The organism is Vibrio tasmaniensis, from assembly GCF_024347635.1.
Lineage (GTDB): Bacteria > Pseudomonadota > Gammaproteobacteria > Enterobacterales > Vibrionaceae > Vibrio > Vibrio tasmaniensis.
Window position 1 is genome coordinate 630,262 of record NZ_AP025511.1, and the last position, 17,352, is coordinate 647,613.

13 protein-coding genes and 1 pseudogene are annotated in these 17,352 nt (G+C 42.5%); 2 read left to right on the top strand and 12 right to left on the bottom strand.

The genetic code is table 11. The features are described from left to right. Positions 1–582: 582 nt before the first annotated feature. On the bottom strand, positions 583–753 hold the full coding sequence (locus OCV44_RS17115) for a hypothetical protein (RefSeq protein ID WP_086050467.1): 171 nt from the start codon (positions 751–753) through the stop codon (positions 583–585). A gap of 279 nt (positions 754–1,032) precedes the next feature. Between OCV44_RS17115 and OCV44_RS17120 the strand changes: the two genes are divergently transcribed. After that, a complete protein-coding gene (locus OCV44_RS17120; RefSeq protein ID WP_086050466.1) occupies positions 1,033–1,521 on the top strand; it encodes an Lrp/AsnC family transcriptional regulator in 489 nt (162 codons plus the stop codon). 133 nt (positions 1,522–1,654) lie between these two features. Here the strand turns inward: OCV44_RS17120 and OCV44_RS17125 are convergent, their stop codons facing one another. Both OCV44_RS17125 and OCV44_RS17130 read right to left on the bottom strand, forming a co-directional pair. Next, positions 1,655–2,359, bottom strand: coding sequence for a DUF445 family protein (locus OCV44_RS17125; RefSeq protein ID WP_017100472.1), 705 nt, complete (start codon positions 2,357–2,359; stop codon positions 1,655–1,657). Positions 2,360–2,656: 297 nt separating this feature from the next. Beyond that, positions 2,657–4,507 (bottom strand): ABC transporter ATP-binding protein, encoded by a 1,851-nt coding sequence (locus tag OCV44_RS17130; RefSeq protein ID WP_139683662.1) that lies wholly within the window; start codon positions 4,505–4,507, stop codon positions 2,657–2,659. 566 nt (positions 4,508–5,073) lie between these two features. Here OCV44_RS17130 and OCV44_RS17135 point away from each other — a divergent pair. Next, the gene (locus OCV44_RS17135) at positions 5,074–6,048 is read left to right on the top strand and encodes an arginine deiminase-related protein (protein ID WP_009845992.1); all 975 of its coding nucleotides are present in this window, start codon (positions 5,074–5,076) and stop codon (positions 6,046–6,048) included. Positions 6,049–6,191: 143 nt separating this feature from the next. On the opposite strand, the gene OCV44_RS17140 is transcribed toward OCV44_RS17135, so the two are convergent. The 9 genes and pseudogenes from OCV44_RS17140 to OCV44_RS17180 all read right to left on the bottom strand — a co-directional run bounded on the left by OCV44_RS17140 (position 6,192) and on the right by OCV44_RS17180 (position 17,350). After that, positions 6,192–6,824: an esterase/lipase family protein gene (locus OCV44_RS17140; RefSeq protein ID WP_139683661.1), complete on the bottom strand. Its 633-nt coding sequence runs from the start codon at positions 6,822–6,824 to the stop codon at positions 6,192–6,194. Between the two features lie 133 nt (positions 6,825–6,957). Further along, positions 6,958–7,047: pseudogene (locus OCV44_RS17145) on the bottom strand (AraC family transcriptional regulator); the annotation flags it as partial. Continuing rightward, on the bottom strand, positions 7,040–7,579 hold the full coding sequence (locus OCV44_RS17150; protein ID WP_139683660.1) for a mechanosensitive ion channel domain-containing protein: 540 nt from the start codon (positions 7,577–7,579) through the stop codon (positions 7,040–7,042). The pseudogene OCV44_RS17145 and the gene OCV44_RS17150, both read right to left, overlap by 8 nt. Next, a complete protein-coding gene (locus tag OCV44_RS17155; protein WP_139683659.1) occupies positions 7,579–8,514 on the bottom strand; it encodes a CorA family divalent cation transporter in 936 nt (311 codons plus the stop codon). The genes OCV44_RS17150 and OCV44_RS17155 overlap by 1 nt, the downstream gene beginning before the upstream one ends. A gap of 327 nt (positions 8,515–8,841) precedes the next feature. Next, on the bottom strand, positions 8,842–10,464 hold the full coding sequence (locus OCV44_RS17160; protein WP_139683658.1) for a phosphoethanolamine transferase: 1,623 nt from the start codon (positions 10,462–10,464) through the stop codon (positions 8,842–8,844). A gap of 228 nt (positions 10,465–10,692) precedes the next feature. After that, the gene (locus OCV44_RS17165) at positions 10,693–11,268 is read right to left on the bottom strand and encodes a porin family protein (protein WP_139683657.1); all 576 of its coding nucleotides are present in this window, start codon (positions 11,266–11,268) and stop codon (positions 10,693–10,695) included. A gap of 679 nt (positions 11,269–11,947) precedes the next feature. Continuing rightward, positions 11,948–13,618, bottom strand: coding sequence for a FapA family protein (locus tag OCV44_RS17170; RefSeq protein ID WP_139683656.1), 1,671 nt, complete (start codon positions 13,616–13,618; stop codon positions 11,948–11,950). A gap of 531 nt (positions 13,619–14,149) precedes the next feature. Next, positions 14,150–16,282 carry a tRNA(Met) cytidine acetyltransferase TmcA gene (locus OCV44_RS17175; RefSeq protein ID WP_139683655.1) on the bottom strand — a complete coding sequence of 711 codons (2,133 nt, stop codon included), beginning with the start codon at positions 16,280–16,282 and terminating at the stop codon, positions 14,150–14,152. Positions 16,283–16,375: 93 nt separating this feature from the next. After that, the gene (locus tag OCV44_RS17180; RefSeq protein WP_139683654.1) at positions 16,376–17,350 is read right to left on the bottom strand and encodes a ParB/RepB/Spo0J family partition protein; all 975 of its coding nucleotides are present in this window, start codon (positions 17,348–17,350) and stop codon (positions 16,376–16,378) included. Positions 17,351–17,352 lie beyond the last annotated feature (2 nt).

The window sequence follows — 17,352 nt, forward strand, 5'->3', positions numbered from 1 at the left end:
CTTCGGTGGCTCTATTTTTTTATGCGGGTACTACCTTTGTCTTATTAAAAATTCTGCTGAATACAGGGGAAATAAGGCGGTTGTGAGGTTTACAATGTAAATTGAAACCAAATGATAGAAGAAAAACAGAGAAGAGAGAGACTTTCTATAGCGCTTGATGTCAAAAAATAAACGATAAAATGGCTATTTTTTGAACTTGGCGCTCACTTTTGTTATTAGCTCGGTGAATTATTACACTGAATTGGACATCATGTGTCAATTATCAGTAACCACTAAAGACCTATAGGACAAAGGTATGCCTGATCTCTATTGCAAAGGATGTAAAAAAACAACACTACATAAGTCTATAATGAAACGTTGTGAATCTGAGCCTGAGACAACCTCTGGCCGTATGATGCAATGGACGTCAAAGCTATTTAGTGGAAACCTGTACTACGACATGGAAACTCAGCACTTCTGTCGAACGTGCAACTGTCGTTGTGAAACAGGAACTACAGTTCCCCAAGTTGGTCTGGCTTAGATTGTAGTAAGTGCTTACTAACTTAGATTTAAAAACCTCCCTGATGGAGGTTTTTTTCGTTTCTATGCCGCTTTTCGTGCAGGTTCTGCTTCGACGACATTGCCATCAACTTTAACTTCCCAGCCATAGTTTGAGTATTCACTTGCGAGTGCTTGGGCAACATCTTTTGATACCGTTACGTGTGTCCATGAACCGATTCCGTAAGGTTTATATGCGAGTTCTTGCGTTTTCATAATAGAGTCATCCTTTCTCTTTGAGAATTCTATTATTCACTTTGGCCTATATCCTTTCTTTCGTTTCTGGCTCAACTTATTTGTTAATCAGGTCATTCCTATAATAATTTGTTAATACCCGGAGTTTGATTTATAAGGGTTGTTATCACTCTGTGTGGTTTTATATTTAACGTGAATGCGAATGGCCTATTTAGTTTTCTAAATGTGTGAGCGCGGTTTTCTTCGATTGCTCTTAGTATGGAATATACTGAGCGCAATCTAGAATGTTTAAGGAATGTTATGTCTCAGCATCAACTCGATCGTATCGATAAAGAGATACTAAGAATTCTGCATATGAAAGGCCGTTTGCCTGTGGTCGAGCTGGCCAAACAGGTCAACCTAACGACTTCACCGTGCTCTGATCGGTTGAAGCGATTGGAAAAAGCGGGTTACATCACTGGCTATCATGCTGAGCTTTGTTCAGAAAAGCTGGGGCTCGATGTCCAAGTGTTTATCCATATTCGTCTCGATCAAACTAGCTTTTCCATTTTTGATAAATTTGCCCAAGCGGTTGAAACGATGCCAGAAGTCGAAGAATGCTATTCGCTGTCGGGGGATTTTGACACAATGATCAAGGTTCGAGTAAAAGACATGAAGGCGTACCAAGCATTTATGGCAACTAAGCTGGGTACCCTACCCGGAGTAATTCAGACGCGCAGTGAAGTGGTGATTGAAGAGCATAAAAAAGGTTTTGGCGTGAACCCCGAGCTATTGGCAACCCTAAAATAGTGGCCTGCTTTCACCTTACCAAGATTACTTAGATATAAAAAATGGAAGCCAATAAGCTTCCATTTTTTGTTGAACGTCAGATAAAAGGGAGCAGATTAAGTTAGAGCAAATAGAATGAGTACAGATAAACTGCTTATAACGTAATTGCGGCAGAGATTAAACCAATCACACCGCCGAATACCCCACCCCAAACGACCAACCAACCAAGGTGTTTTTTGATCATGGTCTGAACCATCTCTTTAACCAGTTTTGGTGTCAGTTCATTCAAGCGCTGATCTATGATCGCTTCAATGTTCTCTTTAATTTCATCCATCATTGCAGGCGATTCAAGTTCATCCTTGATGGCATTTTTTACAGAATCACTCTTACTGATTTCAATCACAGATTCTTGCATCTTCTCAACAAATGGCGCTTTCATTGGCTGTAGTGCTTCTGTGCCACCAACCATCGCTAACATGCCACCAAACTGTGAGTTTTCGATAACATGCACCAGTGAATCGAATGCAGGGTTAAAGTCGATCTTCTTGATCACAGGCTCTAGGTTAAGTGACTTCCCGGTCATCTCACTACTAAGAAAACGGTCGATGTTACTTTCAGTAAAGAACTGTTCCATCATCAATTGCTTGATGGCTGCCTTGAACTCTTCAAAGCGTGCTGGAATAACGCCAGAACCGTATAGACCGGGTACTTTCTCGAACAACATGTGAATCGCAAGCCAGTTGGTGATGGCACCAGAAAAGGCGAATAAGCCTGCGTAAAGTAAGTATTGGTTTGCTGTCGCATAGCCGCCAGCAAGCAGCGCTAACGCAATAACGTTAGTTAAGACACTTTTGTTCATGGTTGATCTCTAAAAAGAATACTGCGCGCATTTTAAGAAAAAAATGCCAAGAAAAAAACAAAAGGATCGATGAAGTTTATAGAACCAATGAAAACAGATGAGAAAGGGGCGAAGAATAACAGACATAAAAAAGGCTAGCCTCCCCCCGAAGTCTAGCCTTATTCCAGAACGCGCAAGCGAAGCGTCATTGCTGTTAATGTCATTATATGATTACGACATAACATTCTGCCATGTGTAATTTACTAGTATTTAACATTTTGGTGTGAATTACGCCGCACTTTTAAAATGGAATATTAATTAAGCACTCGTTGCCTGCTCAAGATCATCACCAATAAACCCGCCCGTTTGGTGATTCCACAATTGAGCATAGATGCCATTTTGTGTAATCAACTCTTGGTGCGTGCCCTCTTCGACGATATTACCTTGGTCGAGTACGATCAAACGGTCCATTGCTGCAATCGTCGATAAACGGTGTGCAATCGCGATAACCGTTTTGCCTTCCATTAGCTCAATCAAGCTCTCTTGAATCGCTGCTTCGACCTCAGAATCGAGTGCTGATGTTGCTTCATCTAGAACCAACAGCGGCGCATTTTTCAAAAGTACGCGTGAGATAGCCACACGTTGGCGTTGACCACCAGAAAGCTTGACGCCACGTTCACCTACTTGAGCATCGTAGCCAACGTTACCAAATGGGTCAGTGAGCGTTTCGATAAACTCGTGAGCGTGCGCTTGTTTAGTCGCCGCGTAAACTTCTTCATCGGATGCTTCAGGTCGACCGTAAAGAATGTTCTCTTTGATCGAACGGTGCAACAGTGAAGTATCTTGGGTCACCATACCGATATTGCTGCGCAGCGAGTCTTGCGTCACTGTTGAGATCTCTTGATCGTCAATCAAGATGCGACCGCTTTCTACATCATGGAAACGCAGCAGTAGGTTAACTAAGGTTGATTTACCCGCACCTGAACGGCCTACTAAGCCCACCTTTTCACCCGGCTTAATGTTGAGGTTAAGGTTGTTAATCACACCCTTGTTCTCACCGTAGTTGAAGCTCACGTTATCGAAGTTGATGCCGCCTTGTGGAACATCCAAAGGCTTCGCGTCTTTTTTGTCTTCAATAGCGATAGGCTTAGACAGTGTTTTAATGCCATCAATTACAGTACCTAGGTTTTCAAACAAGCCACCAATTTCCCACATGATCCATTTCGACATGCCGTTAATACGCAAAGCCAAGCTGACTGCGATGGCAATTGCGCCCACGGTGATTGCGTTGTCTAGCCACAGGTAAATAGAGATACCGGCAATGCTGAATACCAACAAGTAGTTCGCAAATTCAACGCAGATGTTGAAACCGGTCACCAAGCGCATTTGGCGATGGACAGTATCTAAGAAGCCTTCCATGCCCTCTTCAGCGTATTCGGTTTCTCTTTTGCTGTGTGAGAACAGTTTAACCGTTGCGATATTGGTGTAGCTATCCACAATGCGGCCCGTCATCAACGAGCGAGCATCCGCTTGCTCTGAAGACACGTCTTTCAGCTTTGGTACGAAGTGCAGTTGAATGCCAACGTAAATGAACAACCAAATCAACATCGGAGCCATCAAGCGCCAATCTGATTCTGCAAGCATGAATAGCATCGCTGTAAAGTAAACCGTCACGTAGACGAATACATCGACCATTTTGGTTACGGTTTCACGCACTGCGAGCGAGGTTTGCATCACTTTGGTCGCGACACGCCCGGCAAAATCATCTTGATAGAATGACAAGCTTTGCTTCAAAAGGTAACGGTGGGCTAGCCAACGAATCGACATTGGGTAGTTGCCCAGCAAAGTTTGGTGAAGCAATAGCGAATAAACACTGATCAAGATTGGCATCACGACCAACAGCAGGATACCAAGCCCCATCAATGTGGATTGGTTGTCTGCTAAGAAGGTGTCTGGGTTACTTGTTGATAGCCAGTCAACCAGTTGTCCCATGTAACCAAATAGCGCGACCTCGATGATCGCGATGGTCATGCTCATTAGGCCGAGTAAGATCAACGGTTTTTCAAAACCACGGGTGTAATGGCGGCAGAATGCCACTATTCCAGCAGGAGGTTGTATCGGCTCTTCCTTTGGAAAGGCTTTAGTAAAGCCTTCAAATTTCTTGTACATAGTTTTCCCTTTATAAGCTACTGCATCTTTGATGCTAGAGCATCGTGATGTGCAGCTTTGTTTTTATAGTCTTGATTTGAATTTTTCAGTTTTAGTTTGAAATTATATAAGTGCCAACGCGTTCTTATAAGTATTAAGCCATTCGATAGATTTTTGTTTAGTTCTTATGTAAGTACTTGGTTTAAGCGACACAGAACACTTCCAAAGAGTGTCTTTCATGAAGCTAATTTTAGATTGAATTAGACAGGAAAAGTTAAGCTTATTTCAAACGTAATTGATGGTTATGCAACGGTGATAATCCTAACGTTAAATGGATTAAATTGTAATCAAAACTCGTGTGGAGTTGAAAAATGAAATGAGAATATTTATCCAGTAAATTCTTTAACGAATATGCATACAGTTGGTTCTTTCTGATGTGCTGTTATCTTGCAGTAAAAATTACCGACTAATCTAAAATTCGCAGTAATTACTTGGGATAAATATTCAAATCATTGTGATTTTCAGTGAATTTTGTCGTAACAAGTTGTTTACAATTCTGAGGTAAATAAAAGATAGGGACGGTTAAAATGTTAAACCTACACAAAAAATCACTGCATATTACTAATGTTCAAAACGCAAATTGCGTTGTTATGGTGCCGCCAAAAGAATTTAAATTTAACGAAGAAACAGCCCGTGATAACGAGTTTCAGCACAGAGTCGATCTGACTGAAGCTGAGGTAAAGTTAGAAACGATGGCCGAGTTTAAGGCTATGGTGGTTTCGCTACGTAAAGAAGGTGTGCAAGTTGTAGAGTTTGATTATCCGGAACTGGGTGTTGAAACCCCTGACGCAGTGTTCCCAAACAACTGGTTCAGTACTTGTAGTGATGGAAGCCTATTCACTTTCCCTATGGCGTGTGAAAACCGTCAAAATGAAGTTAAGCCGAATGCACTTATTGAAGCGTTGGAAGCGTCTGGTCGCATTGTTAATCACAGTGAGTCTATGGAGTCGTACGTTGCTCAAGGTTCTTATCTAGAGAGCACTGGTGTGATGGTTATCGATCATATTAATAAGACTATTTATGCTGCGCTTTCACAACGTTGTGACCGCGAAGTATTGGAAGATTACGCGAAGCGCATTGGCTATTCTCGCGTGGTCTCGTTCCAAACGGCATTACCGTCTGGTCAACCGATTTACCATACCAATGTGATGATGGCGATTGGTGATAACTTCTGCGTGATCTGTGATGAAGTTATCCCTGAATTTGAACGTCGTTTTGTGGTGAAGTCGCTTGCTAAAGACAAGCAGGTTATCTCTATCTCAATCGATCAGATGAACCGATTCTGTGGCAACATCCTACAGTTGGAAACCGTGAATGGCGACAAGGTGATCGCGATGTCTCAATCGGCTTACGATGCGTTTTCTCCAGCTCAGTTAGCTCAGCTTTCGACACACGGTAAGCTGCTACCATTCAATGTGAAAACGATTGAAGATATTGGTGGTGGTTCGGTGCGATGCATGTTGGGTGAGGTGTTCTTACCAACACGAGTGAATCGTCTGTAGAAAGTATAGCAAGCGCTCATTTCCAGTAATGGATCTTCGAATACCACTCTTATCGCAGAGTGGTATTTTGGTTTTTATCTATCACAAATAAGAGAACAAGAGCTCGATACAGGAATCAACGCGTAAAAGCTAACGAAAAAAAGCTATGAAGCGCCCTTAAAAGCTCTGTGTTCAATGAACTGAGCCGACAGTGTTACGACTTCCTTAGAGTAGACAAGCGCTGTGTGGTTGAGTTTGAGGGCGTAAGTATCAGTGGCTCCTCTAAGGTTGGCGTCTTCGAGTGTTACTGTGCCATCCCCAGGGTTTCTTCCCAATACAATGCGTCCTACCCCGGCGTCGTAGGTACCCGTAATTACGCCAATCGGCACATCAATATCGTAGTCACCCAAGCCATCGCTTAAAATCATTTTGCTCGAACCAAATATAAATCCAAGCCCATGATTAGACAGTGTTTTGGCGATGGTTGCCCCATTGTGCGGAGTGCCTGCTGTAATAATGCAGGTGTCGGCGAAGTGTGGTTGGTAGAATTTAAAGTAATGACGAATCAGCAAGCCACCCAGTGAGTGACCGAAAAAATAGACCTCATCATACTCATTAAAACGAGCATTCACGAAACGATTGAGACGTTTGGCTGCAGAAGGGAAACGCAGCGAATTGTAGGCAAACTTGTGCGTTGTAAAGCCGCGTTTTTTGAAGTTCCTATCCAGATATTGCATGATCAACGCAGGCATATATAGACCATGAGTTAAAACTATATGTTTGTTTTTATTATTCATTTTTGTCCTCCGCCTGATGATGCCCCTAGTATATTTAGTCGCAAATCTAAACTCAATAAAACTTGCGGCTAATGGGACACAATAGACAGAGCCTTCGCTATAGAAAGAATGTGCGTTATAGACAAAGAGTGGGTTACTCTGATCTCACTCCTCCATACACATCAATGGTTAACCCACCTTGTTTGGCATAGGTATTCGGTGTTAGGCCTGTTACCTTATGAAGCTTCACTTTTTGCTTCAGGTTCAACCAAAACCTTGATTACACCTTTTTGTAGGATCAGGTTATTAGGGTAGGTAATGAGATTGCCCGAACTGTGTCGAAGAATAACGTGGAACATGGTGATATCGATGATCACACCACTGATGTCTTCGTCTTTCTCCGCGACTCTTACTCTGTCGCCAATGCGATAAGGGAATACGAAAAATATAAGTACGCTGGCTGTGAGGTTACTTAGAATCGACCATTGCGCGAATAAAGCGACACCCAGCACCGCAAATATGGATGATAAGAATAGCGAAATATCGCCAAAGCCTAAGTTAAGAACAATCGTAAACACAGCGATGAAGAGTAGAAACAAAACAATATTGAAACACTTAATCACGAACTGCTTTCGCTTCAATTCGACGCGTTTATTTTCCGCTAATGTTTCTATCCAGTTTTTCCCCAAGCGTTTTATCACCCAATACACAGTGATAAGAAGTAAACCTAAACTCACTTGTTTAAGCCACATATTGGATTGCCAAAACTCAACCATTAAATAAACCTCAAATTTTTCAAAATAATGACCTCTGCCGCGATGACCACGAGCAGCCCAACGCAAAATAGTGGGAATGCTATTGGGTTATCTGTTCCGGGTATTCCTGCAATATTGACACCCAGCAAACCGGTGAAAAACCCAGCGGGGAGGAAAATACCCGCAATGATTGAAAATAGGTACGTATTTCTATTCATTTTTTCAGCTTGCTGCTGACTTAGGCTCGCCAAAAACACATTGATTTGTTCGATGTAAAACTCAACAGACTCATTAATTCTCAGGATGGTATCAAGGCTGTTCTTTATATGACTGTTGTGCTTACTCAATGGAGCTGGCAGTTCACTCATTAAATCCTCAAAAACATATTTCTGTGGCTTCAAATAGCGCCTTAGTCTAAGTAACCTTGAATGCAGAGCATTGATGGACTTAATATCGATATGAGATTCAGACTCTAGCTCATCAATCAGTTGTTCGACGGGAGTCAAGAAGCTTGATATATAATGGTTAATTCCACGGATCATTCCAAGTAAGACATCTGGTAATGATGTCGGGCCTTGGTTTTCTTTGAGATCGGATATCAGATTACTGACCGCTTTTGAAGGAACTTTGCGTGTCGATATTAAAGTGCCTTTGTACCATAAGATACGTAGGCTAAGCATGTCGTCAGGGTTAGCACCTTCGTTTAGATTAATGCCTCGCAGAATCATCAAAAAACAGTCGTGACCAAACTGCTCAAATCGAGGGCGGGTATCATCGGTGAGTAATGAATCGATGATGGCATTTGGAACCGTATTACTGTGAAGCCATTCTCTCAAACCGTCAGCATCTCTTTGGCAGTGATACCAAGTTGATTGCTCGAATGGTGCTGGGGTCGTGGTGTACTCATACGCGACACCCTCTGAAAATTGCCAGCTAGAAATTATGAAAGCGTCCATTCACTTGTCCTTAATGATATGACGTAAACATTAATATTATGGCGCCATTCAGGTGCCGTATTGAACTGAGTTTAATCGTGGTAAGTTCAATGAGCGATGTGAGTGAGATAAAGTCTAATAAGACAAGTTGGCCTTTGGAGCACGATGGACTCTTCCATTATTGTCTCCATTAAATGTAGCTCATTGTTTCGTTGTTATAAATTAGCACTCTGGCTCTATGTTAGCGACGAAAAAAAGAAAAGACCGAGGCCTTTTCTTTTTAGAGGTAGTTGAGGAGAGCTTGTTCAAGCAACTCGAATTTTTCGATGATTTACATAAGCAAAATCGCTAACGACACGGTGCAAAGATATCTTGGCTCTCTCGGTATTCTTTGGTTTGCACGTCCATTAGGCCGAGCAGCGAGTCAAACAGATTGTCTTGGGAGAAGCTCTGTTCTTTGCCTGCCTTTCTCAAGCAGGTTTGGTTTATCCCTTTCTGCTCGGCGAAACCATGAGACATCCACATGATCATAGGCACATGGGTTTGCTCTTTCGGGGCCAATGAATAAGGCATGCCATGTAAGTAGACGCCATTTTCTCCTAGTGACTCGCCATGATCGGACACGTACATCAACGCCACATTGTATTTGTCGGTCAGCTTCTCAAGCTTTTGCATAGCTTGTGAGAGAAAGAAATCCGTGTACAAAATGGTGTTGTCGTAGGTGTTGACCACTTCCTCTTTGGTACAGTTTTCAATGTCTGCACGAGCGCAGTCTGGCGTAAACTTCTTATGTTCGTCTGGGTAACGTTCAAAGTACGTAGGCCCGTGAGACCCCGAAATATGATAGAAAATGATGCTATCTTGCTTGAGTTCTTGAGTATCTTGTTCAAAGTTCTCTAGCATCGCAGTGTCGTAGCATATGTCGTTATTACACAATGGGTCGCTGTCTTTGGCGACGAGCGTCATCTCTTTGATTCGGTGTGCGACCGCCTTGTCTCCACCATCATGCTCTCGCCAGATAGAGTGAATGCCCGCGCGGTTCATAATGTCGACCACGTTATCTTGGTTGTAGGCTTTGTCGCGATCGTAGTTGCTGCGATTCATGTTCGAGAACATACACGGCACAGAAACAGCGGTGGCGGTTCCGCACGACTGAACATCAGAGAAAAATATCGGGTTGTAAGGCTTGGTATGAGCGTTGGTTTCTCTCTCATAGCCATAATATTGGTAGTTGTATACACGTGCGGTTTCACCAAGAACAAACACCAATAACGTTGGCTTTTCTGCTTGTTTAGCTTCTGGTTTTAGCTGCGCATCTAACCCTAACTCTTGATAAGGAATAGGCTCTTTTATGTAGGTGTTATTGATGTATTTGACCGTTGATGACACATACTCGGTCGGGATAATCATCTTTTTGATGTGCGAATGATTACGACCAATTGATACGTAATCTTTGTAGAAAAACCCGGCAATAATGGCGATGACGATTAAGGAAGAGAGCAGCCCAATCGACTTCCAGACAAAGAAATCTTTCCAAGACTCTTTTTCAAGTTTGGTGAACAAGAGGGTGAGCGACGGAATACCGCCCATCGCAAGTAACCATAAGATGGAGTGGGTACTTACATAGCTTGCTGCTTCACCACTATTGGTCTCGAATACGTTTTCTATCATCCCGTAGTCTACATAGATGCCGTAATTGAACATGCTGTAACTGACGAGTGTCGAGGTGATCAGCAACAAAATAAAAAACGGCTTGGAGAATATCGGCCAATTAAAAACTTGGAAGATAAAATTGAAGGCAGCAAGGAAGAAGATCGGGATGGATATAAGAAACGCGACACTTTCAGACTTTGATGCCTGAACAATACTAAACAGTTCTAGGGAGAGAGGGATGTTGACGACAAGCAGATAATACACAGCCAACACAAAAGGAAGCTTGTTTATCGACATGTTTAAGCTTGGAAGGTTCATAATTTTTGTTTTCCTGCGTCACTTATCCCTTTATTTTAGTCTCGCTACCAAGAAAGCTCTAATATCAATGCATAAAGCTCAAATAGACGACGCTGAGCGATAAACTGGCTAAAGTGAAATGACACTAAGGTGTGTAGATACAAAAATTCACTTTACTGTGCCGCCTCATCACAGGGCAGAGTAGCAAAGTGAATTTGATTTATTTACTATGTGATCGCTAGGGACGCACTAGAAGTTGTATGAGCCGCCGAAGCTAACACTGTTGAATGCCAACGTGTGATCATCACTTTTGAACGCACCGTTACTTCCAATAGAGTAGTCATCCACACTCACCGCATCAGCTTGCGAGATCAGGCGAAGTGTTAAGTGTTCAACTGGCGTGTATTCAACGCCAACACCAAAGTGGAAACCCGTACCACTATCATCGCCATATTCTGCAGCGCTATTTGCATTAAGGTCAACAGAACTCAAACCTGCTAATACGAATGGGCGAATGGTGTTGTCGAACGTATAACCGAGGTTTGCGGATACAGAAATAGACGTTGGAGAAAGTTCTTTTGCGCCATTTTTGTAATCTGCATAATCGTTGTAGCCAAGTTCTACGCCAACAATACGGTTGAATTGGTAACCACCGTATAGGTTGTAGCCCATACCGTCAGAATCTAAACTACCGTGACCATCCGTATCGGAGTCTTGATAGACACTAAGTCCACCACCTACATACGCTCCGCCGTCTGTACCTGCTGCAAAAGTTGGAAGTGAAACTAGACCTATTAATCCAAGTGCTAATACTGATTTTTTCATGATAATACCTTACTTACTCATCCTGTGATGTAAGTCACAGTATCTCCGATGGGTGATTTATAAAACCCTCACAAATGAAACCTATTTTTTCATTGATAAAGTGACTATCTGTAGCCCTTGATTTATCAAGAGGTAAGGTCATATTTGTTGGTTATATTCTTTATAAATAAATTTCACATATTGACAAAAGGTTAAACTTGCTAAATAAAACGATGTTTTTAATTATCATCTGAGATAGCGAGAAGCGTTCTTTACAACTGCCCTTGAGAGTTTTGAATTGAGGTCATATCTGGCGAAGCAGTGACAGTATCAAAACCAAGTTGTATTAATCATCGTAGTAGGTGTTCAGAAATGGTGTAGGAATAAACCTCGGAACAAGGTGCAGCTTTTGGATAAGTCGTTTCGGAGAGTAGAATTCCTATAATCAGAAACCCTAGCAGCATGATGCCGAGTTTTCGTAAGTTTAGATGAAATGTTATTGATCGGTCTTACCGTAAATATAACTATCACGCGAGCAAAAAAAGAGGCCTTATCGCTAAACGATAAGGCCTCCTAAAGTACATTTCAGTGCGGGACAGTTGATACTTAATTTACCAGCCTGAGGGTATCCCCTCCCCCTGCTAGGATTGGTTTGCTTGAGTAAAAAGCACCTCAAACACCCCTAATGAAAAATGTTCAATTACAATGAGAGATCTTCTTTTTCCATTTTGAAAGAACATTGAATCTCATATTGATTGAACGAGAAAACACTGCCGCCATGCGTCCGCTTCGTTGTCACCATCTCATCACCAAACAAAACTGATACACGGGTGTACACTTTCTCGTGCGCCTCTACTGTGCACTCAGCAAGGTTTGTCTCAAATTCAGCTTCGAGCGTATCCAACTGCGACTTAGTATTCTCTATCGCTTGATTGTTTTTTTCTCGTTGCTGTTCAATTTCCAACGCTTTCTCTTCGCTTCTTTCAGCTTTTGGTCGCTTCTTAAATTCAAGTTCTTGCCGGATGACATCCATGGTTTGTTCTTGAGCGTGTTTATAAATTTCCTTTAATTGAGCTATCTTTTTTTGATACCCATCGTAGCGTGCAAAACCATGAACCTTAGTTGCTGTATCCCCTTCAACACCTAAGAAAAGACATTCCACTTTACCGCCGACTTTAGCCTCACCGCCACTGAGCGTGCCATGCTTTTTCAAGGTATCCATCACAATGAGATTGTTACCACAACGAATGTCGTTACTCATGCTGTGTAGACTGAGAAGAATGTCATTAGCGGTTTGCAGTTCAGTATTCTGTGCGTAGCTTGCTGTGATAGAGCTTTTGCTAAGTACCTTACAACTTTTTGGCTCGTCCTCTTTGGTCGTATGGCCAATAATGCCTTTCGCGACTTTGATATCTCCCTGAGCCTGAACTTCTGCAGATTCAATAAAACCACCAACCGTAATGCTTCCGGTTGCCTTCACTATCATTCCGGGTTCTATGTTTCCAGAAACAAACACATTACCTTTGAATTTAACGTGCCCAGTAGATACATCGACATTGCTAACACATAAGGCGTCATCTACTTCGATACTTCGCTCTTTAATAATGGGCAGACCAGAGGATGAAGAGAGTAATAAATTAGGATCGTCAGGGGAAATGTGGGTGCCTTTCCCAGGCTTAATCAAACTGTCTTGCCCCGGAAGGGGTGGGATAATTCGACCTTGGACGGTAAAGCCCGCAATACCTTTGGTGGCAGGAGTTCGTTTCATTAGCGGGTCATTCTGACCAACGGTAATGGTTTCGCCGAGATCTCGCATATCGATCTTACCGGCGTCTTTACTGCGAGGCTTTAATACTTGATGAGTAATATCTTCAACCAATGCTGAAAACTTAGCATCTTTACCCTTCACAGCTGGAGAACCTTTGGCAACGGGCTGAGTAAATTTTTCACCCGGCTTTAGCTTGCTACTCATCATCAATACTTTTCTAAGTGCTAGCTTATTAATTCCTTTCGTTATGTGAGCCTGAGCCAAGCAATGAATGATATCACTGCCACGTAACGCCTGCCCATTATATGCCCCTGTCACAACAAGACTTGCGAGCATCTCATCATCAGAAAGTTCAACCGCAACACTGGAATTACGAACTTCAGCAATCAATATTCCTTGATAAGCTTCTCCCTTACCTTCTTTAGCAAGAGTGACAAAACGCAGAATCTCTTCTTCGAAAATAAAATAGTTTGATGCGTTCAAAGCTTCTAAGGTTGTTGGCAATGTCTTATTGTCAAAGCTTGCGTTGACCACGAACCCAGACGGCAGGCATGCCATCACTTGCTTCTTATCTTCCGACAATGTAACGATGCTATCCCACATTCGAATTGTGTACCCTTAATAACTCTATTGTTATGCAGTCTATATAATTCGCTCAGTGCTTAGAATCACTACAGTATAATAATCAGCGTCACATCACTTACTTTCGATTTTGCAAAGGGACTCATAAATAAGACTGCCCCATTCTAAGCTCTACTGCACCTTTACAAAAAAGATTCTTTCACGATTTTTTTCAAACCATGAGTATTGGATATGAGCATAAAATCGCAATACAGCGACGGAGCTCATCACCAAATGATTCGGGATGAATTAATGTGATAATCCGAAATCATAGCTTCCAAACAACGGCGACAATTAGATTGGTAGAATTGAGATCGGAAATGAGCGTCATGGTGGATATGCTCAACAAAGGGGAAATCTACATAACGATTGGCTAATTGGAATTACTTAGATTTCTACAATCAGCAGTTCAGTTTACAGTGTAAATCCGGCATTCTAATTTACACTGTAAATCTAATTAACAGCTCGACATATGCTCTATCGTTCCAAATTTAGTGACAATCGTTGACCTACTTATTTACAGTGTAAATTTGATAGAAGAGTACCTACATCTTTTCTAAACTGTAGCTCAGCTTGTTTTCGTCCGACTAGATTAAACTGTTCGACACAAGTCCCCCACTCTTTCTGCTGCACGACTTTCGCGATAAGTAAGTCTGAAACAACGAAACCTATATCGATTATAGCGTCAGATTCAGCTATGTGCGCTTGATGACCATTACACTGGAGAATCAAATTCAGGAGACTGAAACCAATGCTGTCATAACTATTACCACCATCGACATAATTCCTGAGGAGTTGGATTTCAGACTCAGCCATAGATTCCGCTTGCCTTGGCAATAATGCGCGCACCATATCAACTTCGAGAGAAGCCAAAGAACCAGAAGTGAGAAAACAGAAACTACGTTCAAAGTGACTTATCAGATTGTAGGTCCAATCCTGTGCGTCTTCATTGAGTGGCTTAACCATCAATACCGAGTGACAGCCGCTTGCTTGATCGCGCTGGTGGCCAATGTGCACTGCTCCAAATTTGCTGCCACACCAGAAAGATATCAACTCACTGGTCGCGCCAAAGCTTGTCGCAAGATAATCCACTTGATTGGTTTGCTGAGATAACTGACCTAACATCCAGCGACCAATCCCCGAACCTTGGTGACGTGTTGAAACGGCAATACGCATAACTCGAAGGCAACGACTGGTCGCCGCTTGTGTACAACCCAATTGGTTTGCGAGTAATACTGGAGCCAAGTGACCTTGAGGTCTTCGTTTTCCAACTTGAATCTGAGCAATCAGATCGCTATCCAACCCGCCCTCTTCAATTACCAACATACAACCCACACATTCATTGTGATGCCAAGCTGCATACAGGTGGATTGCGGGGTTATTTAAGAACTGAATTAAATCGTTTGGTGACGTCTGATAATGAGCATCCACAAGCAGAGAAAAACATTGTTGTAGCTGATCAGGGTTAGCCAAGCATTCTGCTTTTGATAACTCGACCAGATTTAATTGGTTAATTGCATCAGCAGAAAAGTCATTTAATTCATTAACCGCCGTGTCACTTAGTAATGCGTTATTACCAAGTAAAAAGCAATCAAACAACCAAGCCTCTAGCGGATCGTTTTTATTCCAACGAATCGGTTGTTCAAGCTTAAAGCTTTTCCACCCCGGACGATGCTCTGAAAGCCAAGATTCAAACTTGATACCAAAACCGCGTCCACTGCCCTCGTAACCGTGTACCGTAGTTGAAAAAACCATACGATGATAAATGCCAACCATAGATTTGAGCATTGGAATTGGAATGGCAGCCGCTTCATCAACCAATAACAAATCACAATCTGGCTTAGATTTAAGTAATTCATCTGGAGCGATGAACCTTAAACTTCCGCCTTGATAGCGAATGTGAGTAGCGTTAATCATTTCGTTGGATTTGAGTCGCTGACCCGCATGGAAAAAAACCGGCTCAATGGCCTTTACTGAAGGCGCAGTCACAATGATATTTAACCCAACACGCTCAACCAAAAGTTGTGCGGCCGCAATACCTAATGTCGAGCTTTTACCACGCCCTCTATCCGCGGTGATAATCAAAGGACGCTTACGATGACCAAACACCACTTTTTTAACTAACTCAACAGCCAGATTTTGCTGTTCAAATTTGTCCAAACCATTTTCAACGTCTTTCTTCAGAGGAAGTGCGTTAGTCGCTTGAACAATATCGTCAGCTTCATTGCTTTGTGAAACAGAAATAAGCTTATCGAAATGCCCCTTTAACCAACGTTGGCCAAAGCTCTCGCTATCTTCGGAGTCATCAACTTTTGGCGGCAGCACCAGCATCAGTCCGCCACCGACTAACGAACCAAGTGCGGCGCTAAAGCCATTCGCATCAAACTGCTCTCTAAAATCACAAACAAGAACTTGGCACTCACGACCCAGCAGTTGTTGGCCTTTTTTGACTGGAGCATGGATCACACCTTCAAATGGAGTACCGCCAATCTGGAAGATGCTCGGAGTGTATGAATTTTGAAGGAAGGTAAAAACAGCAGAGTTTTGCCAATTAAAGTCGCCATCAAAGACCACACCGTAACGGTGACCATTGTGTTGAGCAATATTAAAAAGTGTATGCAGAAAAGTGTTGCTTGGGTTTGTCATAGTTAGCGTCCAGATTCATCTAAACACAGTTTATCACAGCCAAATAAAAAGCCGCATAAAGCGGCTTTAGAGGAGTAATGAAAAGTCGTCGACTTAGTCGAGCTTAGATTGAACGAATGCGAGGATTTCTTGCATTGTTGCATCATCAACTTTCTTAAGGTTCAACGCCAAGTTTGAACCCTTACGGCTATATGACGCTCGGCCTTTAATAAGTTCAACTTTTGGAGAAGCTTTCTTCGCGGGGGCTGGTGACAATTCAAGAACCCAACCTTCTAAAGTCTCTGTAACGTCTTTTGTTAAACGAGTGACACCTTGAGCTTCGCTACGCTGCCACACAAAACCTTCAGAAGCGTCACACTTGGTCAGTAATGTTTGTTGCTGCTCAGTAGTAAGACCGCTGAATTGTTTGTGTAGCTTAACAATAGTCGGACGGCCAAGGTCGCTTACATTTGGGTAAGCTTGTAGTAATTCAAGCGGCAGAGCGGCCGCTTTTAATGCGCCACTGACCAAAGCTTCACTGCACTGGAACATTTTCGCGAGTGCTTTTTGGTCTTCAGCTTCGCCTTTATCAAGCTTAGCTTGCATCTCTTTACCCTTCTCATAGAGAGAAAGTGGTTTATGAGCGTTAGCTACATCGGATAAAAACTTAGCGTGCTCACCGTTAATGTTTTCAGCGACATAGATTAGGAACTCTTTGTCAGCCAAAATACATGACATACGACGACGGCTACCATCAAGAACTTCAATCTTGCCGTCTTTGTTCTTACGACCAACCGCTGGGTATTGCTGACCGCGATCTTTAAGCGTCGTTAGTACGTCGGAAAGCGCGTGTTCATTTAAGAAAGATTGCTCACGTGCATTCTCTTCGAAAACAACCGTTCGTGTTGCTACATCAGCCGCAGGAATTCGAACTAATTCAAATGAAACTAAGTCTTCGCCCGCAACAGAAAGCTCGATCACTTGAGCTTGTTCTTTTGCCGCTGTTTGAGCTTCTTGTGGCGTAGCTACGCGACGTTTGTTTGCTTTACCAAATAGCTTTGCATTTAAGTCAGATGTTTTAATTGCCATTC

What these genes read in the sequence shown, in the direction of transcription:
- OCV44_RS17115 (WP_086050467.1), bottom strand. Translation starts at nt 753, where the DNA reads ATGAAAACGCAAGAACTCGCATATAAACCTTACGGAATCGGTTCATGG.
- OCV44_RS17120 (WP_086050466.1), top strand. Translation starts at nt 1,033, where the DNA reads ATGTCTCAGCATCAACTCGATCGTATCGATAAAGAGATACTAAGAATT.
- OCV44_RS17125 (WP_017100472.1), bottom strand. Translation starts at nt 2,359, where the DNA reads ATGAACAAAAGTGTCTTAACTAACGTTATTGCGTTAGCGCTGCTTGCT.
- OCV44_RS17130 (WP_139683662.1), bottom strand. Translation starts at nt 4,507, where the DNA reads ATGTACAAGAAATTTGAAGGCTTTACTAAAGCCTTTCCAAAGGAAGAG.
- OCV44_RS17135 (WP_009845992.1), top strand. Translation starts at nt 5,074, where the DNA reads ATGTTAAACCTACACAAAAAATCACTGCATATTACTAATGTTCAAAAC.
- OCV44_RS17140 (WP_139683661.1), bottom strand. Translation starts at nt 6,824, where the DNA reads ATGAATAATAAAAACAAACATATAGTTTTAACTCATGGTCTATATATG.
- OCV44_RS17150 (WP_139683660.1), bottom strand. Translation starts at nt 7,579, where the DNA reads ATGGTTGAGTTTTGGCAATCCAATATGTGGCTTAAACAAGTGAGTTTA.
- OCV44_RS17155 (WP_139683659.1), bottom strand. Translation starts at nt 8,514, where the DNA reads ATGGACGCTTTCATAATTTCTAGCTGGCAATTTTCAGAGGGTGTCGCG.
- OCV44_RS17160 (WP_139683658.1), bottom strand. Translation starts at nt 10,464, where the DNA reads ATGAACCTTCCAAGCTTAAACATGTCGATAAACAAGCTTCCTTTTGTG.
- OCV44_RS17165 (WP_139683657.1), bottom strand. Translation starts at nt 11,268, where the DNA reads ATGAAAAAATCAGTATTAGCACTTGGATTAATAGGTCTAGTTTCACTT.
- OCV44_RS17170 (WP_139683656.1), bottom strand. Translation starts at nt 13,618, where the DNA reads ATGTGGGATAGCATCGTTACATTGTCGGAAGATAAGAAGCAAGTGATG.
- OCV44_RS17175 (WP_139683655.1), bottom strand. Translation starts at nt 16,282, where the DNA reads ATGACAAACCCAAGCAACACTTTTCTGCATACACTTTTTAATATTGCT.
- OCV44_RS17180 (WP_139683654.1), bottom strand. Translation starts at nt 17,350, where the DNA reads ATGGCAATTAAAACATCTGACTTAAATGCAAAGCTATTTGGTAAAGCA.